The sequence below is a fragment of the Streptomyces sp. AN091965 genome, assembly GCF_022698285.1.
Classification (GTDB): Bacteria; Actinomycetota; Actinomycetes; order Streptomycetales; family Streptomycetaceae; genus Streptomyces.
Genome location: NZ_JALDMY010000001.1, coordinates 3,980,369 through 4,007,023, shown reverse-complemented (window position 1 = coordinate 4,007,023; position 26,655 = coordinate 3,980,369). Strand labels below are relative to the sequence as shown.

Sequence of the window (26,655 nt, the reverse complement as noted above, 5' to 3'; positions counted from 1 at the left end):
TATGACGGACGCCGAGTCTTCCCAGCCCCCCGCGTCGCCGCCCTCCGGGTCGCCGCCGGCCGTCCCCGGTGCGCCGGACCCGGGGCTCCGCGCCTCCGACGCCGACCGCGAGCGCGTCGCCGAGGTCCTGCGCGAGGCCCTCGCCGAGGGCCGCCTGGACATGGACGAGTTCAACGAGCGGGTGGACACGGCGTACCGCGCCCGTACGTACGGTGACCTCGCACCGCTCACCCGGGACCTGCCCGCGGCCGGTGCGGTCGCCCCCAAGACCTCCCTGGTCAAGAGGTCCGCCGACGACGGCTCGACGGAGATCGACTGGGCGGAGCGCGTCGTCGTGGGCGCCGAGCCCACCTCCGGCGGCGCCTTCGCCCTCTGGAGCGGCTTCAACCGCAAGGGCGGCTGGACCATCGGGCGGCTCTTCACCTCGTTCGCGATGTGGGGCGGCGGCGAGATCGACCTGCGCGAGGCGCGCTTCGCCGAACGCGACGTCGTGATCCGCTGCTTCACGATCATGGGCGGCATCCAGGTCACCGTGCCGCCCGAACTGAACGTCACCGTCAAGGGCTTCGGCATCATGGGCGGCTTCGGCGACGACGCCACGGGCGAGGGCACCCCGGGCTCCCCGCGGGTGACCGTCACCGGCTTCGCCCTGATGGGCGGCGTCGGCGTCGAGCGCAAGCTCCGCAAGGCCGAGCGCCAGCGCCTGAAGGAGGAGCGCCGCCAGGAGCGCCTGGAGGAGCGGGAGGCCCGGCGCCTGGCACACCAGGAGCGCCACGAGCTCCACCGCGGCCGGGTGGAGGAGCACCACCGCCGGACGGAGGACCGGCACCACGGCACGCACGGCGGGGACGGGCAGTAGCCCGCCCGCCCCCGCCGTCCGCCGCGGCGGTCAGACGTCCAGCTCCGCCTCGATGCGCCGCAGCTGGTGCCGGGCCATCGCGAGGTTCGCCTTGTCCTTGTCGAGGGCGAGATAGAGGAAGAGCCCGCTGTTGTTGCGGGACTTCAGCAGCCGGATCAAGTGGTACTGATCGCTGAGGGTGATCAGGACGTCCTCGATCTCGCTCTTGAGGCCGAGCATTTCCATGGTCCGCACTTTGGCGCGCACCACGTCGGTGTTGCCCGCCGCGGCCACGGACAGGTCGAGTTCCTTGCTGCCGCCCAGGGTGCCGAGGGCCATGCCGCTGCTGTAGTCGACGAGGGCCGCGCCGAGGGCGCCGTCGATGGCGGTCATGGCCTCTTTGAGGGCGGCTTCGGTGTTGTACATGGGGCTCGTACTTCCTTTCCGTCTGCTGGTGGAGCGGGCTGTGGGAGGGGTCATGGTCAGGTGTTCTCCAGTCGTTCGAGCGCCCCGTCGAGCAGATCCCCGATCCGGGCGCCGGCCCGGCGGCCCTCCAGATGGAGCCGGCCCACGTTGACGCGCGGCTCCGCGAGGAGGGCCAGGACGGCGGTGGGGCCCGCCGCGTACGCCGCGACGTAGCCCCCCTCGCCCCGGACGAGGAGCTCTCCCGCGCGTCCCTGGCCCGCCGCGTCCGCGAGCCGCAGGGCGGCGAGGAGGGCGTCCACGGTGAGGGCGGCGAGACGCTGTGCCCCCTCGTCGGTGGTGTCCCGGGCGAGCACGCGGCCGCCCGCGTCGGCCGCGAGGGCGCCGGTCAGCTGCGGGATGCGGGCCCGTAGCCGTCCGAGTTCGTCGAGCACGTCGGGTTCCACCGCCATCAGCTGCCTCCTCAGGGCGCGGCGCCGCGCGGCCCGCCCCCTCACGGAGCACTCGCGCCCCGGCCCGTGGCGCCGCGCGTCACAGGGCCTCCAGGGCGTCGCGGACCCGGCGCAACAGCGCGACGTCGGGCGGGGCGAAGCCGTCCGTCCCGAAGGGGCGGGCGACGGGGGAGTCCCGGGGCGGGACGCCCGGGGCGTCCGGCCCGGGCGGCGGCGGGCGCGGCGGGTCGACCAGACCCGCGACGGCCAGGCGGCGCACTTCGAGCAGGACGTGGAAGACCGGCCTGCCGAGCAGCCGCGACAGCTCGGCCGGGGTGCGGCGGCCGTCGGCCAGGTCGAGCAGCGCGCGCAGCCGGCGCGGCACGCTTCCGCCGGGCGGCCCCGGCCGCCGGACCAGCGGGGCCGTGTCGATGGCCGGGCCCGGCCAGGCGCTGTCGAGCAGCCGTCTGCGCCGCCGGGCCTCCCGCTCCACGGCGGCGGCGGGCACGGGCCGCACGGTGCCGATGCCGTGGCCGACGCCGCGCCGGAACCGGGTGGGCCCGCCGCCCGGGGCCAGGGCGAAGAGCGCGGCGTCGTACAGCGCGGTGAGCAGGCAGATCTCCAGCTCGCCGGGCGTGAGGTGCCCCTCGGCGACCAGATAGCGGCCGACCTGCCGCCGGGGGCCCGCCCGGCCCGCGGCCTCGTCCCAGACCGCGCGCGGCAGCCGTCCGCCCGCGATGAGCAGGACGTCCACGCCGGGGGCCGACGCGCTCTCGGCGTGGCTGACCCGGCCCTCGGTGAGGTACAGCGTCCCGGTGTCGCGCAGCAGCGCGCCGGTGGCGCCCTCCGCGGCGAGGCGCTGGAGCGTCGAGCAGCGCGAGGGCAGGGCCGTCGGCGGCGCGGTCGCGTTCACTCCAGGACCAGCCTGCGGGCGGCGTCCCTGAGGCACAGGCGGGCCACGGCCAGGTTCCCCGCGTCCCGGTCGAGCCACAGGTGCAGGAACACGCTGCTCTCGTCGCCGGTCTCGACGAACCGCAGCAGGTGGTAGGCGGTGCGGGTGGTGACGATCAGGTCCTCGACGGCCCCGGGCGCCCCGGGGCCCGGCGGCGCCTCGTCGTCCGGCGGCCGGAAGGTGCCGTACTCCACGGAAAGACGGGCCAGCTCCGCCGTCTCGACGGCGGCCGACTCGGCCTCACCGTGCGGCGGTTCGCCCGCCGAGCCGAGCGCGAGGCCGCACGTCCAGTCGACGAGGGCGGCGCCCCGCGCACCCGGCAGGGCCATGACCTCGTACAGACACACGTCGATTCCGGACACCCGGGCTCCCCTCCCCGCGCGGCGCGGCGGTCGGCGCACCGTGCCGCGGTGACGCGGAGGTTATGCACCGCCGCGACACCGGCGGAAGGACCTGGCGCATTCCCTCGGAACCTGCCCGAGAACGACAGGTCCGTGCCGCAGGGCGTCCATTCCGTGACGTGTTCCGGCGGTACTCCGGGCGGGTGAGCGAATTTCTCCCCGAAATGGGTGAACCAGAAGTAAACAGTCGCTCGATCGAAAGGAAAGCGATTCCCGACCCACGGGCCGGGCCACATTCCGTCACATTGCGCGAATGCCGCGGAAGGGCGCACGCCGGTTGGTAGACATGCCCCCTGCTCGGCGAGGGGGCCCGTCGGACATCACGTACGTACGCCCGAGGGGGGCCACGGAATGAACCACGAGGCACTGGCGACGGAGATGCGGGGGCTGCGCGAACAGCTCGCGGGCGTCACGGACACGGCCGTGGCGGCGGTCGACGGGCTGCTCATCGTGTCCGACACCGACGAGGCGATCGACGCCGAGAGCCTGGCCGCGCTCGCCGCGGCCAGCCTGGGCCTCTCCCAGCGCATGGTCGCGATGACCGAGCGGGGAGCGCTGCACAGGGCGGTGTCGTACGGCAGCCGGGGCTGCGCGGCGGTGTACGCGGTCGGGGACAACGCCCTGTTCGTCGTCCTGGGGGACGAGGGCCTCGATCTGGACCGGCTGCACCGCGCGTCGCAGCCGGTCCTGAAGCGGATCGACACCATCCTGGCGAGCGGGGTGTGAGGGCCCCGCAGGGGTGGACTAGGCCGCGGAGTCCCTGCGGCCGCCCTGGCGGCCGGTGCCCGCGCCGCCCTTGGCGCCGCCCGCCGCCGTACGCCGTCCGGAACCGCGCCCGGCGTTGCCGGAGGCGGCACCGGCCGCGGAGCGGCGGCCGGAGCCACGGCCGGAGGCCGCGCCCGCCGTCGTCCCGCCGGACGCCCGGCGCTCCGAGCCCCGGCCTCCGGCCGTGCCCGTGGCGCCGGTCGTGGTGCCCGTCGCGGCCTTCGTCCCGCCGCCGCCACCGCGGCGCCGGCGGCTGGACCGCCTGCGGGACTCGGAGCCGGACGCCCCGTCGGCACGGCCGGACGCCGGTGCCTGGGGCTGCGGGACCTCGATGGTCACGGCCACGCCGGAGGGCTCGCGGGCGCCGGTGATGTCGGCCAGCTCCGTGTCGCTCGACGTGACGCGGCTGGTCCGGGGGCGGATGCCCGCGTCCGACATGAGCCGGGTGATGTCCCGCTTCTGCTCGGGCAGGACCAGCGTGACCACGCTGCCGGAGTCACCGGCGCGGGCCGTGCGGCCGCCGCGGTGCAGATAGTCCTTGTGGTCGGCGGGGGGATCGACGTTCACGACGAGGTCGAGGTCGTCGACGTGTATGCCCCGGGCCGCGACGTTCGTCGCCACCAGGGCGGTGACCTGCCCGTTCTTGAACTGCTCCAGGGTGCGGTTGCGCTGCGGCTGGGAGCGGCCGCCGTGCAGTGCCGCCGCGCGGACGCCCACGGCCAGGAGCCGCTTGGCGAGCCGGTCCGCGGCCCGCTTGGTGTCGATGAAGAGGATCACCCGGCCGTCGCGGGCGGCGATGCGCGTGGTGACGGCCTTCTTGTCGGTCTCGTCCTGCACGTGGAGCACGTGGTGCTCCATGGTGGTCACCGCGCCCGCGGACGGGTCCACGGAGTGCACCACCGGGTCGGTCAGGAACCGCTGCACCAGGCGGTCGATGTTCCGGTCCAGGGTGGCCGAGAAGAGCAGGCGCTGACCGTCGGGCCGTACGCGCTCGACCAGCTTGGTGATCTGCGGCAGGAAGCCCATGTCGGTCATCTGGTCGGCCTCGTCGAGCACCGTGACGCGGACGTCGCCGAGCACGCAGTCCCCGCGCTCCACCAGGTCGTTGAGCCTGCCGGGGGTCGCCACGAGGACCTCGGCGCCGCGCCGGATCGTGGCGGCCTGCTTGGTGATGGAGAGGCCGCCGACCACGGTGGCGAGGCGGAGGTTCACCGCCGTCGCGTAGGGGGTCAGCGCGTCCGTGACCTGCTGGGCGAGCTCACGCGTGGGCACCAGGACGAGGGCGAGGGGCGCCTTGGGCTCGGCGCGCAGGCCGGCCGTGCGGGTCAGCAGCGCGAGCCCGAAGGCGAGCGTCTTGCCGGAACCGGTGCGGCCGCGGCCGAGGAGGTCGCGCCCGGCGATCGAGTTGGGCAGCGTGGCGGCCTGGATGGGGAAGGGGGTGGTCACCCCCTGGGCGGTGAGGGTCTTGAGCAGGCCCGAAGGCATGTCCAGATCGGCGAAGCCCTCGACGGCGGGGAGTGCGGGTGTCGTGTTCTCCGGCAGCCGGAAATCCCTCGCGGGCGGCGCCGAGGACGCGGACGACTTGGACGACCTGGACGAGGACGTCTTGGCCGACGACGCGCGCCGGTTCGGCTTCTGGGGCCTGCGGGACATGCGGGTACTTGCCTTCCTGGAAACAGCACAAACCGGGGTCCGCACCGTGACGGTACGGACCCCGGTGAGTGGATACGCGTCCGGCGATCAGGCGGGGACGATGTTCTCCGCCTGCGGGCCCTTCTGGCCCTGCGTCACGTCGAAGGAGACGCGCTGGCCCTCCTGGAGCTCACGGAAGCCCTGGGTGGCGATGTTCGAGTAGTGGGCGAAGACGTCGGGGCCGCCGCCGTCCTGCTCGATGAAGCCGAAGCCCTTTTCCGAGTTGAACCACTTCACGGTTCCCTGTGCCATGACATTCTCCTTGACTGTAGGCAGAGGCCCCATCCGGAGATGCCGGAAAAAACTAATGCGCCCGAGGAAACATTCCCGTCAGGCGCACATAGGTTCATGGGTACCACAACTGCAACGCTGAAACTCTAACACAGCCCGGCGGCGGCCGCCGGGTGACCGTGCTCTCACAGCTCGGCCGCGCCCGACCCCTTCAGATCTCCCAGGTCGAAGGCCTCGCCCATGCGGCGGAAGCCCGCGTCGCTGGGGTGGAGGCTGTCGCCCGAGTCGTAGCGGCCGAGGAGCCTGCGGGGGTCGTACGGGTCGCGCAGGGCCTTGTCGAAGTCCACGTAGTCGTCGAAGACCCTCCCCGAGCGGATCTCGGCGTTGACGGACTGCCGCACCGCCTCCAGGGCGGGGGTGTAGCCCCGGTGGCCGCCGAAGGGCATGAGGGTGGCGCCGACGACGCGCAGGCCGCGGGTGTGGGCCTGGCGGGACAGCTCCCGCAGCCCGTCGAGGATGCGCCGGGCGTCGGTCTGCCGCGGGTTGCGCAGGATGTCGTTGATGCCGAGGGCGATGACGACGGCCTTGGCGCCGCTGCGGCCGAGGACGTCGCGGTCGAAGCGGGACAGGCCGCTGGGGTTGCCCGCCGGGGCACCCGCGGAGCGGGCGGGGCGCCCGTCGGACAGGACGCGGTTGCCGCTGATGCCCTGGTTGACGACGCTGTAACGCGGTGCGCCCGCCTCGTCACGCAACCGGTCCGCGAGCACGTCGGTCCAGCGGCGGTTGGCGCCCATGGTGGACGTGATGCCGTCGGTGATCGAGTCCCCGATGACGACGACCGTGCCGTCCGTGTCGCTGCTGAGCACGTCCACGGCGGAGACGTACCGCCAGTACGGGCTCTGCTCGTGGTACGCCGCCCCGGTCGCGTCCTCGGTCCGGTCGCCGTCGGCCACGTAGGAGATCTGGCGGGCGTGCGGGTGGTACGTCACCGGGCCCGAGGGCGTCGGCGAGTACGTGGTGACCAGCAGGTCCGCGTCGTGCGGGACGCGCAGGCGCGCCGCGTCGCTGACCACCTGGCCGCCGGGCGGGACGACGACGGACGTCTCGCCCCGGAAGGTGAGGCGGCGCAGCGTGTCGGCGGCCGCGGCCGGGCTGCCGGCGCCGGCGGCCACCGCGAGGGAGGCGTGCGTGACGGTCAGCGGCCGGCTGCCGTACAGGTTCGAAAGGGTGACGCGGGCGCCGTCGCCGCCCACGCTGGTGTGCACCACATTGCGCACGGAGCGGCCCGCGAGGCCGTGCGCCTCCGTGCCGGGCTCGGCGCCCGCCGGGGACGCCGACCAGGTCCCGACCCAGGTGCCCGCGGAGGCGGGGGCCGCGGAGTTGCGCGGTGCGCGGGGGTTCGCGCCGGACGCGTCCCCGGTGTCGTCGGCGCCCGTGACGCCGAGGTATATGGCCGCCGACACGACCAGGGTGACCGCGAGCAAAGCGGCCAGCAGTGCATAACCGTGACGCTTGGTCATGCGGCCTTTTTCTCCTCGGGCAGGGGGAGCCCGAGGCTCCGGTGTGATGACCCCATGATGCGTCATGGGCCGCGAGGAAGCCGACGGTGCCCCCCTCCGTCCCTTCAGACGCCGGGAACTCCTGGTCCGTTCCGGGAGTCGGTCTGAAGGGAACCCGGATGGGATCCGCTGAAGGGCACCCGGAAGGGACCTGAAGGGACAATGCGTACGACGAACGACGCGAGACGGGGCGCAGGGTATGAATCGCATCAAGGGTGAGGAACCACTCGAAACGGGTTCCGGGGCTCGGCGGGGCGCCGCGGCCTCCACGGCCTCCACAGACGTGCCGGACACGGTGGGCACAGCGGGCCCGGAGGGCCTAGAGGACCCTGAGGACCGGACGGGCGCCCCCGGCTCCGGCTTCACCTACAGTGCGGCCGACGAGGAGAAGCGGCGCGGCGTGCGCCGGATGAAGCTCACGGCGACGGGGCTCCTGCTGTTCGTCGCGGTCGTGTACGTCCTCGCGAAGTGGGCGCAGCACGAGGGCGCGGGCGCCTGGGCCGGGTACGTCGCGGCGGCGGCCGAGGCGGGCATGGTCGGCGCGCTCGCCGACTGGTTCGCGGTCACGGCCCTGTTCCGCCACCCGCTCGGCATCCCCATCCCGCACACCGCGATCATCCCCAAGAAGAAGGACCAGCTGGGCGCCTCGCTGGGTGACTTCGTGGGCGAGAACTTCCTCTCCCGGACCGTCGTGCGCCAGCGGCTGCGGGCCGTGGGCATCGGCAGCCGCCTCGGTGCCTGGCTGGCCGAGCCGGAGCACGCCGACCGGGTGACGGCCGAGCTGGCCACGGCCCTGCGCGGCGCCCTGACCGTGCTGCGCGACTCGGACGTCCAGGCCGTCGTCGGCGAGGCCATCACGCGCCGCGCGGACGCGCAGGAGATCGCGCCCGGCATGGGCAAGATGCTGGAGAAGGTCGTCGCGGACGGCGGGCACAAGCGGTTCGTCGACCTGGTGTGCGTCCGCGCCCACGACTGGCTGGTCGTGCACGCGGACCAGGTCATGGACGCGGTGCAGGGCGGCGCCCCCGGCTGGACCCCCCGCTTCGTCGACAAGAAGGTCGGCGAGCGCGTCTACCGCGAGCTGCTCCGCTTCGTCACCGAGATGCGGGACATGCCCGAGCACCCCGCGCGCGGGGCCCTCGACCGCTTCCTCACCGACTTCGCCGCCGACCTGCAGTCCGACTCGGACACGCGGGCGCGCGTGGAGCACCTCAAGCGCGAGGTCCTCGCCCGCGGCGAGGTGCAGGACCTGATCGCCTCCGCCTGGTCGGCGGTCCGCCAGATGATCGTGGCCGCCGCCGAGGACGAGCGCAGCGAGCTGCGGCTCCGGGTGCGGGCGGCCCTCCTCTCGCTCGGCGCGCGCATGGCGGGCGACGCCCGCCTCCAGCAGAAGGTCGACGGCTGGGTCGAGGGCGCGGCGGTGTACGTCGTGACGACGTACCGCGACGAGATCACGTCGCTGATCACCGACACGGTCGCGGGCTGGGACGCGGAGCACACGTCGAAGAAGATCGAGGCGCACATCGGCCGCGACCTCCAGTTCATCCGCATCAACGGCACGGTGGTGGGCTCGCTGGCGGGCCTGGCGATCTACTCGGTGTCGCGGCTGTTCGTGGGCTGAGGTGGGGCGGGGCCGGGGTGCGACCGGGACCCGGCTGGCTCTGCCGGGCTTCGGCGGGCTCTGCCGGGCCCCGGCGGGTTCCGATGGGCTCCGGTGGAGGGGGCCGTCGCGCGGGGAACTGTGCTCGCCCGGACGGTACTTGAGTACGCGTACTCAGGCGGCACCCACGGCCCGCACGCCATCGTCGTACACATGAGCGCACTGAGCCCCCTGCCCGCCCGCCCCCTCCTGGAGCGCGGGACGGTCCGCCTGCTCGGCGCGGGCCTGGCAGCCGCGACGTACCTCCTGTTCCTGCCCTGGGACCTGCGCAACCGTGTCGAGTCGCCGGGCGACATCAACGAGACGACCCCCGTCACGGACATGGGCATCACCGGCGTCGTCGTCACGGTCCTGGCCCTCGCGGCCTACTTCGGCTACCGCGACCGCCTGTACTGGGTCCTCCCGGTGGTGGCCGCGCCCCCGGCCGGCCTCCTCCTGGCATCGTTCCTGACCCATGAGTCCCCGGACGCGTCGCTGTGGCCGCTGGCCTGGGTGGTGTTCGTGGTGGCTGGTACGGGTGCGGTGCTCGCGGTGGCGGGGTTCGCGCGACAGTTCCGGCCGGGGGCGGGCGGGGCAGCCGGAAGCAGCACGTAGGCGGCGCGGCGCCGCTGGCCCGCTCCCGCTACGGGCGCCGGTCCGCCACGGCCCACGAGGCGAGCCCCACCGCCCCGGCGACCCCGAACACGGCGGGCCAGGCCCCCACCTTCTTGGCGAGCGGATGCGACCCGGCGAAGGCGGCGACGTACGCGGTGCCGAGCGCGACGGCGGCCGTGCCCCCGGCCCGCTCCTGCCACCCCTTGGCCGCGACGGCCCCGGCAACGGCGAGCACGACCCCGCCGAGGGGCCGCTTCTTGGTGAACCGGGCGGTGGCGTACCCACCCACGAGCCCGGCTGCCGCGACTGCTGCCGGGGGTACCTGGACCTTGGCCATGCTTGCCTCGCCTTCGGGGAGTCGTTGGACGCTTTCTATGGCCTGAGGGTAACGGGCGGTGGTTTCCGGTGTGTGGCCCTGTCAGCCGGGTGATATCAGAGCCGCGGGTATCCGTGCAGCGAGGCGATGAAGTCCGCCCAGGCCTCCGGCGGGACGGCGATGGGCTCGCCTACGGGATGCTTTGAATCGCGTATGAGCACGGTGGCGCTTCCCGCGACAGCCACCTCTACGCACTCGGTCGTGTTGCCCCCGCTGTAGGAGGACTTGAACCAGGCAAGCGCATGGGGCGAGCGGGCGCGGTCAGACATCACAGCTCCTTGCGGACTCGTTGGATCAGCGCGGAGGAGGCCTCCATGTCCAACGCTTGTGCGCGCAAGTAGTCCAACGCAAGTCTGTATCGCTTCAGTTCCTCGTCCTTTTCCAGGAAGAGCGAGCCGGTGTGGTAGTCGACGTACACGACATCGAGGGACGATTCGGCCCCGCCGATGATGACGAAGCTCCCGAGGGCAGCGCAGTGCGCGCCTTTGGAGAAGGGCAGCACCTGAAGCGTGATGTGGGGCGAGCCGTTGGCTTCGAGCAGACGGCTGAGCTGCTCCCGCATGACCGCGGGCGATCCGACGACCCGGCGGATCACGGACTCGTCGAGGACGGCCCACAGGTGTGGTGGTTCGGGGCGGCTGAGGATCTCCTGCCGCTTCACGCGGATGTCGACGAGCCGCTCGATCTCGGCCGATGCGAGCTGTATTTCGTTGGCCTGTTGCAAGGCCGTGCTGTAAGCGCGCGTCTGAAGCAGCCCAGGAACGTAGACGCAAGCGAAGTGGTCCTCGCGTACGGCCTCGTCCTCCAGCGTGAGCAAGAGGTTCATACTCTCCGGGATCGAGTCGGCGACGGAGCTCCACCAACCCTGCCGCTTGGCGTCCTTGGCGAGGTTGACGAGTGAGTTCTGCTCGGCCCCGCTGGCCCCGTACGCCCGGCAAAGCGCTTCCACGACGAGCCACTTGACCGGCCCTTCGCGCGTCTCGTACCGGCTGACGGTCGCCTTTGACACGCCTACGCGGAGCCCGGCCTCCTCAAGGGTCAGCCCTTTGCGTGCCCGCAATTTGCGCAAGGTCACGCCTAGTTGGCGGCGGCGGGTCGTGGGCCTGGCTGGCACGTCGGCTACCTCCTCGGCGACGCGGGCTCCCTGCCCGCAGGCCGCGAACAGGCTATGGGGAAGGGGAGTTGAAGCCCTGCGGATTTACTCGATGGATTCCGGTGAGAAGTTACATGGTGAGACTTCTCTGTGCCATGCTCGCACACGGAAGGCTACGCAGCGTCGCCGCGCGGTCGCGGTGGGCGCAGCGCTGGTGTGGCCGGAGAGGGAGTCTCGGTATGTCCTTCTACGAAGAGAGCGCGGGGCGGCTGCGATGTGTTCTGCCCTTCAAGGCGGTGCCTTCAGAACTGCGGCCCTTGCGGAGGGCGGTTCGCCGGACGCTTGAGCAGTGGGGTGCTGCGGCCGTGAGTGACGCCGCCGAACTGGCGGCCACGGAGCTGGCGGCCAACGTCATCAAACACGTAGGTGAGGGGGCGGCAGCAACTCTCGTACTCGAACCGCGGGACGACCGGCTCCACCTGGAACTCCACGACAAGAGCCACGCTGTCCCCGCCGCCCGGCCCGGCGCCCGCGACGCTCTGTCCGGCCGCGGGCTTCAGCTACTCACGGCCATGACCCTGGACTGGGGCACGCTGCTCACGGCGACGGGCAAGGCGGTGTGGTGCGAGATCTCCCTGGAGCCCGCCCGGCACTGCGCCCGGGCGCAGCGGGCGGCCGCAGTGCTGGAGGCGTACCGGCGCGTGTCCGGCGTCTGTTCCGTGGCCGTCCCCACTCAAGCCGCCCTGAAGGAATCGGCCAGGGATGTGATTGCGGACCTCTTGCACTGGCTGGCGGCCTGGGGCGGCGATCCGGACGCAGCGCTTGAGCAGGCGCTGATCCGCTACGAAGCGGAAACAGGGGCGGCCTCGGAAGCGGAGGCGGCATGACGGGCCCCTGGGACGGATGTGCGCATCAGCCCACGCAGCTCTTCGGGTGTGCGCCAGGATTTCCCAGGGCTGACTCTGTGGCACATGCGGTGACAGTTGGCGCACAGGCAGGCGAGGCCGTCGAGACTCGTCTCGCTGGCGCCTGCGGCGTGGAGAGGGGTGACGTGGTGCACTTCGATGTAGTCGGCGCCGAGCTCTCCGTACGTGCGGGCGAAGTCGAAGCTGCAGACCTCGCAGCGGAGCGACTCACCGCGCCCCTTGACCTGCTTGATCTTCAGACGCCTGAGCTTCGCGCTCCGCTCGCGGACCAGCGCCTGGCGGACAAGCAGGCGTCCCTCGACGGCGATGACACCGACGTCGTCCACCTCGTCGGGCTGCGGCGCGTACAGCTGGAGCTGCCCCGATCCGATGCCTTCCTCGATGGCCCTGGCTGCTGCCAGCATCTCGGCCTCGCGGTCGATGAGGGCCGCGATCATCCGCAGCGTGGGCTTGCCGCATCGTGTACGCCCACCGCTGTAGCCGGGATGGTTCGTCGCGAAGTCGGTCGTCTTCCGGCTGACGCTGTCCGGAGACCGGAAGCCCGGCAGCGCGAGGGCTTCGGGGGAGTGGATGGGCAGCGACCGCAGCAGTTCCGAGAGCTCCTGGACCGCCCGATCGCCGGTGCGCAGCTCGCGCCAGCCGTTCTCCACGACGAGCGCTCCGGCCAGCACGAGCTCGTCCTCGGTCCATGCGGGTGCCTTCATAGGCAATATCGTATGAGTGTTCGTAGTGGCGGAGGGTGCGTTCTGTGAATGGCTGGCAGTGCTGCACACTTAGGCAGGTCTCGATGTCAGTGGGGTCTGTCACCCTCTGTGATAGCGGATTGCACGGTGTGTCCGCTGCTGCATGGCTGTAAGGAGGGGGCATGACCCGCATGAAGGAACGCGCATACACGTCTGTGGAGATCTGCGCCGGCGCGGGCGGGCAGGCCGTTGGCTTGCACCAGGCCGGATTCAAGCATCTCGCGCTCGTTGAGATCGACACGTATGCAGCGGAAACCCTCAAGGGGAACGTCAAGAAGGACGAGGGCTGGGCTTGGGAGCGGGAGCACTGTGATGTTCTGGCTCCGATGGACGTCAACGCCTTCGCCCCTTCCGAGCACCTGCAGAAGAGCGCCAAGATTTTCGCTGCAGAGGGTCTAGATCTTCTTGCAGGAGGCGTGCCCTGTCCGCCGTTCTCGCACGCTGGCAAGCAACTTGGCAGAGATGACGAGCGTGACCTGTTCCCTCGCATGCTGGACCTCGTCGAGCAGCTCAAACCGCGCGCAGTCATGATCGAGAACGTGCGCGGGATCATGGACCCGAAGTTCGCTGACTACCGCGAGGAGATCCTGGCCAAGCTGCAGGGGGGGAGCTACTGGGGCCCGGACCGGCAGCGGGTGCATGATGACGGCCTCGGTTACACCGTCTGCAACTGGGGCGTCCTTGAAGCCAGCGACTTCGGAGTTCCGCAGCTCCGGCCGCGCGCCATCCTCGTAGCCATCCGTGATGACGTCCTCAAGGACGTCAAGTACGAATGGCCGACTCCCACACACGAGGAGCCGGTGAGCGTCGCAGAGAGCCTCCAGCCCTCCATGCTCGAACGGTACGAGCCGTTCTTCGACGGTGAGCGTGCTGAGGAGGCCCGTCGTATCTACAGCCATTGGTTGAAGACGGCGCAAGACCGAGACGCTGAGCTCAAGGGTAAGGGTGGGGGCATCGCGCCCACCCTCGTTGGCGGCTCGAAGAAGCACGGCGGCGCGGATCTCGGACCTAGCCGTGCAAAGAATGCATGGAAGCAACTTGGCGTCGACGGGCTCGGAGTGGCCAACGATGCCGAGACGATGGCGCAGAAGAAGAGCGAGAATCGCGACCTCTTCGGCGAGCGTGGGCCGATGCTGACCGTGGAGCAGGCGGCGATCATCCAGGGCTTTCCGCCCGAGTGGGGCTTCGAGGGAGGAAAGACGGCGCAGTACCGGCAGGTAGGCAACGCCTTTCCGCCGCCGGTGGCCAAGGCTGTCGGTAAGTCGATCCTGGATGTACTGAAGGCTGCCCGCGAGCGGGACCGCGAGACAAGCTAGTCAGCGGCCTCCGAACCGGGCTTCCGAGGATTCGTCCTGCGCTTCTCCACCTCCGCGGCGATCCGGTCGGCGCACGCCCCCGCTGGCTCGTGTTCCCAGAAACGGAGCACGAGCCAGCCAGCGTCAGTGAGACGCTGGTCGGTGTCCCGGTCACGCGTCATGTTCCGGGCCACCTTGTCCGACCAGTAGCCGGAGTTGGTCTTTGGCGGCACGTAGTGTTCGGGGCAGCCGTGCCAGTAGCAGCCGTCGATGAACACCGCGACCCGGGCGGGCCGGAAGACCATGTCCGCTGTCCTGCGCAATCCCGGAAGTGGCTTGGCGGCGACGCGGTAGCGCAGGCCCTGCGCGTGCACAAGCTTGCGGATCAAGCGCTCCGGTCTCGTGTCGCGGCTCCGGATGGCCTGCATGTTCCTGCGGCGGGCAGCAGAAGACGCCCACGAACCGTCCGGTGGCTGCCACGGCTCGTCGCTCATCGCTCGCCCTCCGTGTCCCGGCTAGAGGATGTCGCCACTGTCCTTGAGGTCCCTGACGAGGACGTCCAGGCCCTTCAACGCGAGCGCGCTGGCCCTGGCCTCTCCCTCTTGCCTCAGCGAGGTCAGGTTCGGCCAGTGGGCGTGCGCGGAAGTGCCTGGAGCCAGTTCGTTCACTGCCAGCCATGCTCCCACCCATGTGGGACACAGGTGGTAGATGCGGTCTTCAATACTCTCCCGTGCCACGCTTGCAGCTCTGGGGAACTCAGCAGTGGCCATGGCATACGGGACGTCGGGTCGGTAGCGGGTGAGGGGCACCATTTGCGCAGCCTCTGTGCCGCGGTCTGACCGCCAGCTCCACTTGGACGACAGTGCGGCGACGAGTCGGCTCCCGTCATCAATGATGAGGATGTCGCTCTTCCGGTCGCCCACGTCCCGGCGCATGTGCAGCCCTCGGATATGAGTGAGTGGGACTTCGTGACGGACTTGCCATCCCTCCGGAAGGCTCCGCTGCAAGTAGTAGATCAGAAGGTCGCGGAAGACGGTGCCGCGTGTGCCTCCTGGTTGTGCCGACGGCCTGTCGATGGTGATATCCCGTGCCGTCACAGCGTGCATCCAAAGAGAGAGCGCGGCGAGTTCACCCGAGGTGCGTCGTCGATAGCGCGTTCCCGTAGCGGCGTCAGAGATCTTGTCGTCGAAACGGAATGTTCGTATCTGGGGTGACCAATTCACAGGACCAGAAGCTTCTGCAAGCTGGTCAATCGAGGTCCCGTTGGCATCAAATGCGGTGAACCCTGCCTCCCTCAGCCAGATGGGATTCCAGCCCAACCCGAGGCGATTGGCGGCTTCGAGCAGCGTCTCGGCCTCATGTGCCACGAAGTCCGCTGCAGAGGCAAGCGCGGATTCATTCCAGCAGAACCCCATAATCACGGCGCTGATGGCCTCGGGGTCTCCCAGGTTTGCGTCTATAAGGGTCTTCTGGGTGGCGGTGAGTGGCATGGTTCCCTTGCAATGGAGCTTTGGGTAAGAGGTAAAGGGAAGAGGGGCTAGGAGATGAAGGTATGGGCTGGAAGTGCTGGAGCAGTCTCCACTGGGTCATTTTCTCCGGCAACGACCCATTCGTGGCCATCGAGGGAGCAGCTTGGCCCATGGTGGTGAGGCATGGCGCGGGCCACCCGCACGGACACGAACTCGCCTTCCCGGGGTGCCTGCAGGCCGAGTTGCACAGCCACGGCGCGGTGGCTGTCATAGTCACCCATGATGAGGATGCCCTCGGGCCTGAGTGCTGAGCGCGATCCTCCGTTGCCGCGCACTCGTTTCATGTAGTCCTTTTGCTGGGCCACGGTGCGCACCACGTTCCGACCGATGGGCCGTTGCTGTACTCGTCTGAACAGCTCATTCAGACGCTGCTGGCCATACTTTGAAGCGAAGACAGCATCACGGTCCTGAGGGCGCATGTGGAGGAGCACGTTTTCCGGAAGTTTCGCGTCGCGCCACAGCCACATGATCTTGTCGCGACGGTGCTCAGCCGCCACCGTGAGCTTGGAGTCACGATTGCCGCCGGGATTCAGCCACTCTTGGCGCACTCGAAAGAGGCCGGAACTCCACTGACTCTTGTAGTCGTCGGCCCAGACGAGGAGGCAGAGGTGTCCCACAGCCTCCGGAGGGATCATCCAGCTGCCGAACTTCTGGGAGTATTTGCAGTCGACCTCGATGCCTGCGATGCGATAGTCCATTATCAGGCCGTCAGTGAACCTGAACTCACGCTGAAGATTGATCTCGACGAGAGTGCCGGCGTGTGTCTTTTCCGTCTTGAAAAGGGTTTTCCAGTCGTAACGGCCCGTTACCTCGCCATTGAGTAGCTGATCGATAGTGTCTCGCAGGACGACTGCGAACCGGTTGCCTGTGGGATCGAGTCGCAGAAGCTCCGCGTGCACCAGCGCGACTTCTGCGTCGTTTTGCACCTCTGGAGACAGGGCGATGTTCTGCGCGGCTGTTGTATCGATGGGCAGCAAGGTTGACACCTCGATCTTCAGTTACCGGAAGTCTTCGTGCTGAGGCGGGAATCCTTTGCTCGGAACCGCACCAGGGGATGTCCCGCGACGATGGCTGATGTCGGCGGGATCAGAGTGAAGGCCATCACGACGCTGGAAGGGTCGACAGTGCCATTTCGTACCGCGGCTCGGACAATGCTGGCCTTAGCGCCCTCGATCACTGGATAGAGCAGTGCGACACCCGTAGTGCGACTGAGATGAATGTCGGCATCGCCCCGTGAGGTCGGTGCACTTGCGGCGTCGATGAGACGCTGTGCTGCCATACGGTGCTCGTAGCTCGCGATGCGCCCGAAGGAGTTCTTGTCCTCCTGGCGGCTGCGGCGTGCGAGAGAGAGGGGCGTGGACCCGAGGATGGTGGCCTCTACTCGGTTGTTCTTAGCGAGTTGTGGGCAGATGAGCAGCCAGTCGTCCACCTTGGCCAGTGAGCCGTCCAGCTGATTCAGATACGCCAAGTGGGGAGCGAAGTGGCCAGAGCGCTCCCATTCGAGGTTGCCTAGCACGCTGACGAGTTCTGCGTGAGGGACAGTTCCTGTCAGGGCTGTGAAGCTGCGGGTCAGGGAACTGGTGCTGTCCGGTGGGTTGGTGAACGTCACCGGTGCTGTTCTGAAGTATTCCAGCAGAGGTCGCCAGCGTTCCGTGTTTCTTCCGATTGCTGTGCTGTCCCTCGGGTAGGAAGCGGGCTCGATCGGCTGCCCTGGCGTCAGCATTTCCTCCACGAGTTCCGCGTTGAACATCTTGTTCCGAGCGGATGGTTTGATCCAGTGCAGGTGTTGAGCCACGAGAGGCGGGATCTGCTCGGGCTTCACCTGTGGCTTTCCATCCACCATGACCGCATATCGGGCCAGTTGCTCGCGGAATGCTTCCTCGTCCCGGCAAATGGCTTCAAAGGCCTCGTATAGGTCGACCGTCTTGGTCTTCGTCAAAGGCTCTTCCCTGCCGACGTACAGGCGCACAAGATCCTGGTATCCGGGACGGAAGCCGAACCAACGCCCCATCTGCATCAGTGTGTCTGCCTGGCGGGTGGTGCGGCGGTAGTACGTCACTGTCAGACCCTCAACAGTGAAACCCCGGGAGAGCTTTGTGCCGCCCACCAGAATCTTCCATACGTGGGGAGTGCCGTCGAAGTCCAGGTTGAGTTGGTCGAAGTAGCGGTCGGTGTCGCCGTTGACGACCACCACAGGGCTGCCGCCAGAGTTGATGAGTTGGCGAGCCCGGCTGACGTAGGGGCGCAGTTCCGCATACGAAGCAGGGCGTGGGAGTCCTGAAGATCGGGCTGCTGATACCTGAGAGAAGTCTGAGTCGAAGAGGTCGGACAAGCGGGCATGACCCGTCGACCCGGTGTAACCCGCCTGATGCCACATTGAGTTGAGGCGCAGCGCGATTTCGCTGTGGTCGTCCACCTTGACCGACTCGTGGACAAGCATGGTGTGGTGGCGGAACGGGCCGTCAGGCACACCATGGTCCGTGCGGTAGAGCTTGAGGGCGCCAGAGAGCACGAAAGCATCCATGGCCTCCTGCATGCGGTCGCCGGTGGCCTCGTAGATCCCGCGGACATGAGCCATCTCCTGAGAGTTGGCGTACGACCGTTCCGCGGTCCGCTCCTCCAGTGGAATGGAGGAGTCGAGGTCATGAAAGTCCTGGACCCCCATGTACCCGATTGGGCGGGGAAGGGAGATCAGGAAGTCACGGGGGAAGATGTCTTCGTCATCACCCGGGTCGATGAAGACATTCGCAAAGGGTGTTGCTGTGTAACCGACGTACTGAGCCCTCGGCAGGAGCCTGAGAAGGTCCGTGATCAGACCGTTGATCGAGGTACGGGTGACCTTGCCGGCCTCCCACTTCTTGGGGTCAGTGGTATTGACCGATGCCTGGTCTGATTCGTCATCGATGATCAGGGTCGGAATCTCGCTGAGGAGCGGTCCGATCTTCTTGAGGTCCTTGACCAGTTTAGTCAGCACCGACTTGTTCTTCTTGACGACCATGACGCGGGCTGCAGCGTGGTGCAGATTCTGCGGGTCGTAGAGCGGCAGGGTGCGGTCACGCTTCTCGAACTCAAGGGCGCTGATGCCGCGTGCCAGGCTCTTATAGTCCTCGTCGCGTGAGGTGAGCCGCTCGATGTCGAAGGCGTGCAGAGCAGAGGGACGCGCGCCGTGCGAGACGAACTTGGTGGGCCAGTCGTCGTCGTGCTGGTAGTCGATGCCAACCAGCGCATCGGGGTCGCTGGGGTCGGCGGAACCCAGGATGTTCTCCTGGCCGATCAGCTCCATGTCAAGGCGACGCTGGGTCTGACTGCGCAGCAAGTTGAGGGTGCCGCCCAGGACGATCACCAGTCGGTAGCCCGCGTCGATGGCCTTCGCTGTCACGCCAGTGAAGTTCGCGGTCTTGCCGGACTGCACGTACCCGAGGACCAAGCCGCGTGCCCCGTAGGCATCCACACGTGTCGGATCGGAGAGACGCTCGACAACCGAGTGTGCGGCTTCATCAAGGCCGGAGATTGCTGCCGCGCTCCACCCTTTGCTGCGGAGCAGATTCTCGTAGGCATCCCAATAGAACGACCGGTTGGCCGCGTTCTCCCGTGTGTACCAGCACTCATGTTCCCTGCTGATGGTGACCGGACCCGGTTCCTTGAAAACGGGGACTACCGTGTCGAGTGCCTTGCGCAGTTCCGCGCTGAAGCCGAGCCGCGTGTATACGTCGGCGCGTCGTTCGTCGCTGCGGGGCGGAGAGTCTGACCACGAGGGCTGCGGCTCGAAATCCCAAGAGCTGAGCTTCCTGCCCCACAGTGCGATGAGATCGTCACCGGGGGATGCGGCCAGGAGCCGCTCATGAAAGTGGGACAGCGCGGTATCAGCGGGCTCGTCCGCTTCGGCGAGGACGAAGGCGAGCTTGGCGAAGTGCTTGGGGCCGCGGCGGGCCATCGCGTCTAGTACTTCGCCGTGCAGATCGGTCAGGGGGTCGGCCACGGGGAGTCCTTCAGCGGGCGATTTCGGAGCGGACTGCGGTGACGAGGATGCTGTTCCACAGAGCAATTTTGTCCGTCTGGTTTGCCCAGACTCGCTCTTTTTGGAATATCTCGTTCAGCATCAAATAGAGCATGCTCTTCACGACGGGAGCATCATTGGAGCCGCTGCGCCTGCCGCCATTGAAAGCCTGACGGAACTCCTTGTTGAGCGTGACCAGCCGTTCTTTGTGGTCGACCTCGAAGAAGACATTGGCAGAGGTAAGGGGTCCCCACCGGAACGTGATCGGGTCTTCACCTTCCAGTTGGGGCAGTTCATCCCGCAGTATCCGCTTCAGCTTGGGGTCGATGCCCTTTCCAGGCGGGATGACTGCCTTGCGCTGTACTTCGGTGCGACGCCGTGCGGCTTCCCGGTAGGTGACTTCTGCGTCGTGGACATACGTGGCGAAGCTGGTTCCGGTGTCGTCCGTTGCTTTTTCAAGGCCGCGGGCGAAAGCAGGGGTGACCTGTACGCCGTCCTTCTTCACGGTCAGGCTGAAGACGTCATTCGGGGCGGTTGGAAGGTCAAGCTCGATCCGCGCGAGGCTGAGGTGGCTCTCGGCGCTCCGGGTGTCATTCCAGCCGCCGGCTTGGACTAGCCGATCGTGGCGGTATATGTAGAAGCCCTGACGCTCAGCCAGCGGGCCAATGCCTCGGAAACTCACCAAAGGGGACTTGGGCGGCCAGATGTGTGCGGTGAGGGTGACGCCGCCGATGCCCTCGACGGGAGCGGTGTAAGGGCGCGGATAGCCAGCACGTCCCGGCACCCGGTAGCCGAACGGGTCGATGGGCTCGACTCCCCGGTGATCCAGCTCTTCCTTGGTGCGCACGTCTTCGACCACGATGTCGATGTGGAAGTCCTCGCGGGACAGGAAACGATGGAAGTACAGGCCGAGGTGTGATTCGAGCTTTTCGATCGCGTCGTTGAGGTAGCGGTCCGCCTGTCCCGCAGTGATCGTCTCGAACGCACGGACCTGGTCCCAGCGCACGATGGTGCCGTGCCAGTTGATGATTCCGTCGTACCGGTCGACGAGGTCCTGACAGTACCGGGGCTCGACGATGTCGCAGCTGTAGTCGGCTCTTGCCTGGCTGGTCAGCCAGCGGCGTCCGGCCGAAGGGCTGCGTTTTGTGCGGCTGATCACGGTGAGAGCGGCAGCGTGTGAGAGGGAAGCAGCCTTCAGGCCCGCACCGAAGTGGCCGAGCGCCGAGTCGGAGTAGTCCTTCCGGCCGCCGACGGTCATGGCAGTGTCGAGGCCTGCATCGTTCATGCCCTGACCGTCATCGATGACCAGCAGGCTGACCAAGCGGTCCTCGTCGCGCAGGAAGCTGACCACGACGTTGTGTGCCCGTGCGTCGATGGAGTTGTCGACCAGGTCGGCGATGGCCGCTTCGAAGCCGTAGCCCTGGTGGGCCAGCGAATCGACATAGCGGGAGGCAGGCGGCAGTCGCTTGCTGCCGCTTGTCGGCACGTCGAACTGCCAGTCAGAGGTCTGCTGGTAGACCATGACCTTCCTTGTTCATGTATGAGGCGTGACCGTCATTTCAGGCACTATCACGCCGGATCAATTTGTTGATTTCCGACCGTAGCGCAGCCGATGCGTGCATGTGCCTTTGGCTGGAAAATGAGGGACGTTCGACCGAATTATCCAGGGTGAAGGTCCTGGCTGGGAGAGCTGCGGCTGGCTGCGCCGCCAGGCGCTGTCGTGCGATGGCCGTAGTTGCACGCTTAGTCGAACTGGCGCCCCTCACAGGGCTCTCATCTCGTATGGCCGGGAGCCCGAGTGATCAACGAGGAAGATGATCAGCTTCCGGCCCCGTGGCACTCGCCATAGGAATGGCCCGACCCGCACCAGCAAGCCCCCGAAGGGCGTGGCGGCCACTCCTCCGCCCGCCCCCGTGCCGCCAGCGTTGTCGCGTACTGGGGGAGGAGGGCGGGGTCCGACGGTGGGGTGCCCTCGGAGGCGGCGAAGGCTTCGTAGGAGGGGACCGTGCCGGTGACGATGCCGAGGTTGGGGGTGCCGGAGGCCGAGAGTTCGCGCAGCGATGCCTCTATCGTCGCCAAGTGGGCCTCGTGGGAGGGGTATTCGGCCGCCAGCTCGGGGTACGCCGCCAGGAGCTCGGTGAGTTCCGTGGCGGGCCAGTGCAGGACCGCCACCGGGAAGGGGCGGGACAGGGCCTCCCGGTACGTGCCCAGTTCCGCCTGGAGGCGGGTGATCTCGGCGCGGATCTCCTCCGGGTTCTCCGAGCCGAGGCTCCAGATCCGCTTCGGGTCGTGGAGCTCGTCCAGGGGCACCGGCGTGCGGCCCGCCGCCGCCGCGCGGGCCCGGTGGACGCGGTCCGCGCGCTCGTCCCAGTTGTCGTGCGGCGCGCCGAGCAGGCGCCGGACGCGGTGGCGGCCGTAGAGCAACGGGTGCGTGGCGTACGGGGGTTCGAGGTCGGGCGCGGGGAGCAGGAGGGTCAGCGCCTCCGAGAACGTGTCCTGCGCCTGGTCCAGCTCGTCGTGGGACTCCAGGGACTCCGCCACGATCACCCACGGGGCCGCGTCCGCCGGGCGCTGGCCGCGTACGCCGTCGATGATCGCCCTGGCCTCCGCCTCGTGGCCGTACTCCCAGAGGTTCGCCGCCTTGAGCGCGCGGATCAGGGTGGGGTTCTCCGGCGGGTGCGGTGCCGACGGGGACAGCAGCTGGTCGTAGAGCGCCGTCGCGCGTTCTCGGGCGTCGGCCAGCTCCAGATGGGCCGCGGCCTGGAGGAGGAGGTGCTCGGCGTCCTCGGGGTAGAGGCCCGCGGTGCGCTCCAGGCGCTCCGCTTCGGCGATGTGGTCGACGTGGTCGGCAGGCGTGTCGGGGCGCATGAGTGACACCGTACTGCCGTACCCCGGCCAGGGTGTATGGGCCTTGTCGTCGGTGTGGTCCGTTCCTTCCGCGAGGACGTCGCGAGGACGTCGCGAGGACGTCGCGAGGGCGTTGTGAGGATGCCGTTCCCTCGTCGGTACGTCCCCTTCCTCTCCTCGGGGCGCCCCGAGGCTGGTCTCTTCGCGGCCGTGGCCCTATCTTGCGTGCCTGCCGAGTCGCCGGGAGGGGGGGGCGGAGTGGTTCGCGTCGTCACGCACGGAGGCCCCGGGGAGCGCGGGTCCGTCCTCGCCCGCTCCCTCTGGTACGCGGCCGAGCTCCTCGTCACCCTCGGGCTCGTGCTGCTCCTGCTGGTCGTGCACCAGCTGTGGTGGACCAATCGGCAGGCGCGGGCCGGGGCACAGGCCGCCGTCCAGCGCTTGGAGGAGGAGTGGGGCCACCGGGCCGTCCCCGATGCCGTCCCCGATGCCCTCCCTGATGCCGTCGCCGACGCGTCCCCCGATGCCGTCCCCGATACCTCCCCCGACACCGCCCCCAAGGCCGTCCCCGGCACCGCCCCCGTCGTCCCCCCGCCCTCCCGGCCCCACGCCGCCTACGCCATCCTCCGCATCCCCCGCCTCGGCCTCAGCGCCCCCGTCGCCGAAGGCATCGGCAAGCGGGCGGTGCTCAACAAGGGGTACGTCGGCCACTATCCGCGCACCGCCCAGCCCGGCCGGGCCGGGAACTTCGCGCTCGCGGGGCACCGGAACACCCACGGCGAGCCGTTCCGGCACCTCGACCGGCTGCGGGCCGGTGACCGGATCACCGTCGAGACCCGTGCCGCCGTCCACACGTACGCCGTGGTCGGGGCGCCGGCCCGGACCACCCCGTACGACAGCGGTGTCCTGAAGGCCGTGCCGCGCAGCGACGTGCGGCCGGGGCAGGGCTTCCGCGAGCCGGGGTACTACCTCACGCTCACCACGTGCACCCCGGTCCACACCTCGAAGTACCGGCTCGTCGTGTGGGGGAAGCTGCGTTCGACAGTGCCTCGGTAGGCTGACGCCCCGTGATCATTCGCCGTCAGCCGCGCGCCCCGCGCCGGCCGCAGCTGCTCTGGCTGCTCGTGCCCTTCGTGCTGTATCTGGGGGCGCTGCCCTTCGCCAACCGGGTCGATCCGGTGGTGCTCGGGCTGCCCTTCCTGTTCGTGTGGCTGCTCGGCGCCACGCTCCTGACGCCGGTCGCGGTGTGGTTCACGTATCGAGCCGATCGCAAGCGGCGGACGGGGCGGCGCCCGTGAACACCGCCGTCGCCACCTCCGTCTTCGGTGTCTTCATGGTCGGCACGGTCGCGCTCGGCCTCCTCGCGGTGCGGGGCCGCGGCGGGCAGGGCGGGCTCACCGAGTGGTCGGTGGGCGGGCGCTCGCTCGGGCCCGTGTTCATCTGGGTCCTGATGGCGGGCGAGGGGTACACGAGCTTCAGCTATCTCGGCGCCGCGGGCTGGGGGTACAACTACGGGGCGCCCGTGCTCTACGTGGTCGCCTACATGTCCTGCGGTTACGCGGTCGGGTACGTCGTCGGGCCGCTGCTGTGGGACTACGCGCGGCGGCACGGGCTCGTCAGCGTCAGCGACATGGTGGCGCACCGCTTCGGCAGGCCGTGGCTCGGCGCCGCGGTCGCCGTGCTCGCGACCGTGTTCCTGCTGCCGTACATCCAGCTCCAGATCACCGGGATGGGCGTGGTCGTCTCGACCATCTCGTACGGCGCGATCAGCCTGAACTGGGCCTATTTCATCGGGTTCGCCGTCACCACCGGGTTCGTGGTGGTGAGCGGCCTGCGCGGCAGCGCGTGGGTGTCCGTGCTCAAGGACGTGCTCGTCATCGGCACGCTCGCCTTCCTCGCCGTGTACGTGCCGCTGCACTACTTCGACGGGTACGGGGACTTCCTCGACCGGGTGGTGAACGAGAAGCGTGACTGGCTGACGCTGCCGGGGCACGGCGGGTCCCCGTACGGCGAGGCCTGGTTCGCCACGACGTCGTTCCTCAACGCGCTCACCGTGGTGATCTTCCCGACCACCGTCGCCGGGTACCTCGGCGCCCGCAGCGCCGACGCGCTGCGCCGCAACGCCATCTGGCTGCCCGCGTACAACGTCCTGCTGTTCGTGCCGATGCTGCTCGGCCTCGCGGCCCTGTTCGTGGTGCCGGGGCTGACCGGCGCCGGGTCCAACCTGGCCCTGTTCAAGCTGGTGGTGGACTCGCTGCCCGCGTGGGCCGTCGGCGTGATCGGGGTCGCCGCCGCGCTCTCGTCGATCGTGCCGATGGCGGTGTTCATGCTGGTCATCGGGACGATGTGGGGCAGCAGCGTGTTGTCCCTGCTGCCCCGGTGGCGGCCGCCCGCGCGACAGAAGCTCGCCTCGCAGGGCGTCGTCGTGGCCGCGGGCGCGCTCGCGCTCTTCCTGACGTACGCGACGCCCAACACCCTCGTGCGCCTCTCGCTCATCTCGTACGAGGGGATGGCGCAGCTCGTGCCGATGCTGCTGCTCGGCCTGGTGTGGCGGCGGCTCACGCTCGCGGGGGCGGTGAGCGGGCTCGTCGTGGGCGTCGCGGTCGTGTGCGGCCTCGTCTTCACCGACCGCGATCCGGTGGTCGGCGTGAACGCCGGGATCGTCGCGCTCGGCGTCAACCTCCTGGTCGCGCTCGTGGTGTCGTACGCCGGTCCGGCGGACCGGGACCCGCGGCCGGACGGCGAGGTGCTCGCGCGGGACCCGGTCGACGACGACCACGACGAGGTCAGCGGCGCCGTTCCCGCAGCGTCAGGACGGTGAGCGCGGCCAGGACGCCGAGGCCCGCCGACACCAGGAGGGCCACGTCGGCGCCGTGCGCGAGCGCGGCGGGCGAGGAGCCCGAGGCCGTGGCCACGGCGATCATCAGGGCGACGCCCGCGGCGGAGCCGAGGTAGCGGGCGGTGTTGCCCGCGCCCGAGCCCATCGCGGCGCGCCCGGGCGGCACCGACTCGACGGCGAGCAGCGGCAGGGCGGCGTTCAGCAGGCCGCTGCCCGCCCCGGAGAGCAGCAGGCCGGGCAGCAGGCGCGGCCAGGAGCCCGCGGCGGCCGCGCCCAGCATGGTCAGGGCGGCGACGGCGTGCAGCAGGAACCCGGCGGCGAGCTGGGCCCGTGCGGGGACCCGGCCCGCGAGCCGCCTGACCTGGAGGGCGACCAGGAAGCCGGTCCCGGCCCAGAGCATGAACAGCCAGCCCGTGCCCATCGCGGACAGGCCCATGGTGTGCTGGAGGACCGTCGGCAGATAGCTGAACAGGGCGATCACCGAGAGCCCCGTGAAGAGCCCGCCCGCCGACGAGGCGAGGAACAGCGGGCGGCGCAGCAGGCCGAGGTCCAGCATCGGCGTCGCCGCACGGCGTTCCACGTACGTGAACGCGGTGAGCAGCGCGGCGGCGGTGAGCAGCAGGGCGCCGACGGGCAGCCGCAGCCAGCCGTCGCGGCCCAGGGTGAGCGCGGCGAGCAGGGCGACGAGGGCCAGGCCGAAGGTCAGGGCGCCCGCGAGGTCGGGGCGGCCCGCGCGCGGCGCGCGGGACTCGGTCAGGGCGCGCGGGCCGAGGGCGCCGACGGCGAGGGTGGCCACGGCCAGGACGGCGTACGGCAGGCGCCAGTCGGTGAGCGTGGCGAGGGCGCCGGAGACGACCGGCGAGAGGGCGATGCCGCCGCTGACGAACGCGCCCCAGACGCCGGTCGCCCGGATCCGGCCCGGACCGGCCGGGTAGGCCTGCGCGATCAGGCCGAGGCTGGCCGCCAGGACGGCGGCGCTCGCCGCGCCCTGGACCACGCGGGCCAGCGTGAACATCCAGGTGGAGGTGGCGAGGCCGCCGAGGGCCGTGGTGACGCCGAGCGCGTACGTCCCGTACAGGAAGATCCGGCGCCGGCCGTAGTCGTCGGCGAGGCTGCCCGCGACGAGGAGCAGGGCGGCGAGCCCGAGCGGGGTGCCGTTCAGGAGCCAGGCCTGCGCGGACAGGGAGGTGCCGAGGGCCGCGGCGGTGTCGGAGAGCGTGACCATCGGGGCCGTGTACGTCATCAGGGCCATGAAGGTCGCGGCGCTGGTCAGGGCCAGGGTCCGCGCGGGGGACGCCGTGCGGACGGGGGCGGTGGCGGGGGACGCGGTGGGCGCCGCGGTGGCTGTGCGTGGCATGGGTGAGTGCCCTTCGGGAGGTGCGTGGTGGGGCGCACGCGTCGACGGGTCATGCAAGTTCATTCATTGAACCTGTGGTGCGTGACGACCGTAGCAGGAGTAAGTTCAAT

General features: G+C 69.6%; 27 protein-coding genes. 9 read left to right on the top strand and 18 right to left on the bottom strand.

Going from position 1 to position 26,655, the window contains the following annotated elements:
• Window position 1: 1 nt before the first annotated feature.
• Entirely contained in the window at window positions 2-859 is an 858-nt protein-coding gene (locus MQV74_RS16770; RefSeq protein ID WP_242718517.1) for a DUF1707 SHOCT-like domain-containing protein, read from the top strand.
• A 30-nt stretch (window positions 860-889) separates the two neighbouring features.
• On the opposite strand, the gene MQV74_RS16765 is transcribed toward MQV74_RS16770, so the two are convergent.
• The 4 genes from MQV74_RS16765 to MQV74_RS16750 form a co-directional block, all read right to left on the bottom strand.
• Window positions 890-1,264, bottom strand: a complete 375-nt coding sequence (locus MQV74_RS16765; protein WP_242718515.1) for a hypothetical protein — start codon at window positions 1,262-1,264, stop codon at window positions 890-892.
• Between the two features lie 56 nt (window positions 1,265-1,320).
• Window positions 1,321-1,713, bottom strand: a complete 393-nt coding sequence (locus tag MQV74_RS16760; protein ID WP_242718514.1) for a roadblock/LC7 domain-containing protein — start codon at window positions 1,711-1,713, stop codon at window positions 1,321-1,323.
• Window positions 1,714-1,792: 79 nt separating this feature from the next.
• The gene (locus MQV74_RS16755) at window positions 1,793-2,605 is read right to left on the bottom strand and encodes a transcriptional regulator (RefSeq protein ID WP_242718512.1); all 813 of its coding nucleotides are present in this window, start codon (window positions 2,603-2,605) and stop codon (window positions 1,793-1,795) included.
• Window positions 2,602-3,006: a hypothetical protein gene (locus MQV74_RS16750; protein ID WP_242718510.1), complete on the bottom strand. Its 405-nt coding sequence runs from the start codon at window positions 3,004-3,006 to the stop codon at window positions 2,602-2,604. The genes MQV74_RS16755 and MQV74_RS16750 overlap by 4 nt, the downstream gene beginning before the upstream one ends.
• Before the next feature lie 390 nt (window positions 3,007-3,396).
• Here MQV74_RS16750 and MQV74_RS16745 point away from each other — a divergent pair, with 390 nt between their 5' ends.
• Window positions 3,397-3,771: a roadblock/LC7 domain-containing protein gene (locus MQV74_RS16745; RefSeq protein ID WP_242718507.1), complete on the top strand. Its 375-nt coding sequence runs from the start codon at window positions 3,397-3,399 to the stop codon at window positions 3,769-3,771.
• An 18-nt stretch (window positions 3,772-3,789) separates the two neighbouring features.
• Here the strand turns inward: MQV74_RS16745 and MQV74_RS16740 are convergent, their stop codons facing one another.
• The 3 genes from MQV74_RS16740 to MQV74_RS16730 form a co-directional block, all read right to left on the bottom strand.
• On the bottom strand, window positions 3,790-5,463 hold the full coding sequence (locus tag MQV74_RS16740; RefSeq protein ID WP_242718505.1) for a DEAD/DEAH box helicase: 1,674 nt from the start codon (window positions 5,461-5,463) through the stop codon (window positions 3,790-3,792).
• Window positions 5,464-5,550: 87 nt separating this feature from the next.
• Window positions 5,551-5,754 (bottom strand): cold-shock protein, encoded by a 204-nt coding sequence (locus tag MQV74_RS16735; protein WP_007502648.1) that lies wholly within the window; start codon window positions 5,752-5,754, stop codon window positions 5,551-5,553.
• Between the two features lie 164 nt (window positions 5,755-5,918).
• Entirely contained in the window at window positions 5,919-7,253 is a 1,335-nt protein-coding gene (locus tag MQV74_RS16730; RefSeq protein WP_242718503.1) for an SGNH/GDSL hydrolase family protein, read from the bottom strand.
• 448 nt (window positions 7,254-7,701) lie between these two features.
• Between MQV74_RS16730 and MQV74_RS16725 the strand changes: the two genes are divergently transcribed.
• Together MQV74_RS16725 and MQV74_RS16720 are read left to right on the top strand one after the other, a co-directional pair.
• Window positions 7,702-8,913 carry a DUF445 domain-containing protein gene (locus tag MQV74_RS16725; protein ID WP_242728756.1) on the top strand — a complete coding sequence of 404 codons (1,212 nt, stop codon included), beginning with the start codon at window positions 7,702-7,704 and terminating at the stop codon, window positions 8,911-8,913.
• 192 nt (window positions 8,914-9,105) lie between these two features.
• Window positions 9,106-9,546, top strand: a complete 441-nt coding sequence (locus tag MQV74_RS16720) for a hypothetical protein (RefSeq protein ID WP_242718501.1) — start codon at window positions 9,106-9,108, stop codon at window positions 9,544-9,546.
• Window positions 9,547-9,574: 28 nt separating this feature from the next.
• Here the strand turns inward: MQV74_RS16720 and MQV74_RS16715 are convergent, their stop codons facing one another.
• The 3 genes from MQV74_RS16715 to MQV74_RS16705 all read right to left on the bottom strand — a co-directional run bounded on the left by MQV74_RS16715 (window position 9,575) and on the right by MQV74_RS16705 (window position 11,036).
• Window positions 9,575-9,883: a hypothetical protein gene (locus MQV74_RS16715; protein WP_242718499.1), complete on the bottom strand. Its 309-nt coding sequence runs from the start codon at window positions 9,881-9,883 to the stop codon at window positions 9,575-9,577.
• A 95-nt stretch (window positions 9,884-9,978) separates the two neighbouring features.
• Window positions 9,979-10,191, bottom strand: a complete 213-nt coding sequence (locus MQV74_RS16710) for a DUF397 domain-containing protein (RefSeq protein WP_242718497.1) — start codon at window positions 10,189-10,191, stop codon at window positions 9,979-9,981.
• Complete coding sequence (locus MQV74_RS16705; RefSeq protein WP_242718495.1) at window positions 10,191-11,036, bottom strand: helix-turn-helix domain-containing protein; 846 nt, start codon at window positions 11,034-11,036, stop codon at window positions 10,191-10,193. Before MQV74_RS16705 ends, MQV74_RS16710 begins: the two co-directional genes overlap by 1 nt.
• Window positions 11,037-11,254: 218 nt before the next feature.
• Between MQV74_RS16705 and MQV74_RS16700 the strand changes: the two genes are divergently transcribed.
• Entirely contained in the window at window positions 11,255-11,902 is a 648-nt protein-coding gene (locus MQV74_RS16700; RefSeq protein WP_242718493.1) for an ATP-binding protein, read from the top strand.
• Here MQV74_RS16700 and MQV74_RS16695 read toward each other — a convergent pair.
• Window positions 11,857-12,645: an HNH endonuclease gene (locus MQV74_RS16695; protein ID WP_242718491.1), complete on the bottom strand. Its 789-nt coding sequence runs from the start codon at window positions 12,643-12,645 to the stop codon at window positions 11,857-11,859. The two genes, MQV74_RS16700 and MQV74_RS16695, sit on opposite strands and share 46 nt — an antisense overlap.
• A 161-nt stretch (window positions 12,646-12,806) precedes the next feature.
• On the opposite strand from MQV74_RS16695, the gene MQV74_RS16690 reads away from it, so the two are divergent.
• Entirely contained in the window at window positions 12,807-14,000 is a 1,194-nt protein-coding gene (locus MQV74_RS16690) for a DNA cytosine methyltransferase (RefSeq protein ID WP_242718489.1), read from the top strand.
• Here the strand turns inward: MQV74_RS16690 and MQV74_RS16685 are convergent.
• From MQV74_RS16685 to MQV74_RS16660, 6 genes are all read right to left on the bottom strand, one after another.
• The gene (locus MQV74_RS16685) at window positions 13,997-14,473 is read right to left on the bottom strand and encodes a very short patch repair endonuclease (protein WP_242718487.1); all 477 of its coding nucleotides are present in this window, start codon (window positions 14,471-14,473) and stop codon (window positions 13,997-13,999) included. The genes MQV74_RS16690 and MQV74_RS16685 overlap by 4 nt on opposite strands.
• 21 nt (window positions 14,474-14,494) lie before the next feature.
• Complete coding sequence (locus tag MQV74_RS16680; RefSeq protein ID WP_242718485.1) at window positions 14,495-15,469, bottom strand: hypothetical protein; 975 nt, start codon at window positions 15,467-15,469, stop codon at window positions 14,495-14,497.
• Between the two features lie 47 nt (window positions 15,470-15,516).
• A complete protein-coding gene (locus MQV74_RS16675) occupies window positions 15,517-16,485 on the bottom strand; it encodes a NaeI family type II restriction endonuclease (protein WP_242718483.1) in 969 nt (322 codons plus the stop codon).
• Between the two features lie 17 nt (window positions 16,486-16,502).
• Window positions 16,503-19,487, bottom strand: a complete 2,985-nt coding sequence (locus MQV74_RS16670) for a Z1 domain-containing protein (RefSeq protein WP_374120629.1) — start codon at window positions 19,485-19,487, stop codon at window positions 16,503-16,505.
• Between the two features lie 10 nt (window positions 19,488-19,497).
• Complete coding sequence (locus tag MQV74_RS16665) at window positions 19,498-21,027, bottom strand: ATP-binding protein (protein ID WP_242718482.1); 1,530 nt, start codon at window positions 21,025-21,027, stop codon at window positions 19,498-19,500.
• 296 nt (window positions 21,028-21,323) lie between these two features.
• A complete protein-coding gene (locus MQV74_RS16660; RefSeq protein ID WP_242718480.1) occupies window positions 21,324-22,373 on the bottom strand; it encodes an SEC-C domain-containing protein in 1,050 nt (349 codons plus the stop codon).
• A 237-nt stretch (window positions 22,374-22,610) separates the two neighbouring features.
• Here MQV74_RS16660 and MQV74_RS16655 point away from each other — a divergent pair, with 237 nt between their 5' ends.
• Genes MQV74_RS16655 through MQV74_RS16645 form a run of 3 tightly spaced genes read left to right on the top strand, consistent with a single transcriptional unit; the run spans window position 22,611 to window position 25,170 of the window.
• Window positions 22,611-23,405: a class E sortase gene (locus MQV74_RS16655; RefSeq protein WP_242718478.1), complete on the top strand. Its 795-nt coding sequence runs from the start codon at window positions 22,611-22,613 to the stop codon at window positions 23,403-23,405.
• An 11-nt stretch (window positions 23,406-23,416) separates the two neighbouring features.
• On the top strand, window positions 23,417-23,647 hold the full coding sequence (locus MQV74_RS16650; protein WP_242718476.1) for a DUF3311 domain-containing protein: 231 nt from the start codon (window positions 23,417-23,419) through the stop codon (window positions 23,645-23,647).
• The gene (locus MQV74_RS16645) at window positions 23,644-25,170 is read left to right on the top strand and encodes a sodium:solute symporter family protein (protein WP_242718474.1); all 1,527 of its coding nucleotides are present in this window, start codon (window positions 23,644-23,646) and stop codon (window positions 25,168-25,170) included. Before MQV74_RS16650 ends, MQV74_RS16645 begins: the two co-directional genes overlap by 4 nt.
• Here the strand turns inward: MQV74_RS16645 and MQV74_RS16640 are convergent.
• Window positions 25,136-26,545: an MFS transporter gene (locus MQV74_RS16640; protein ID WP_242718472.1), complete on the bottom strand. Its 1,410-nt coding sequence runs from the start codon at window positions 26,543-26,545 to the stop codon at window positions 25,136-25,138. The two genes, MQV74_RS16645 and MQV74_RS16640, sit on opposite strands and share 35 nt — an antisense overlap.
• Window positions 26,546-26,655: the final 110 nt, after the last annotated feature.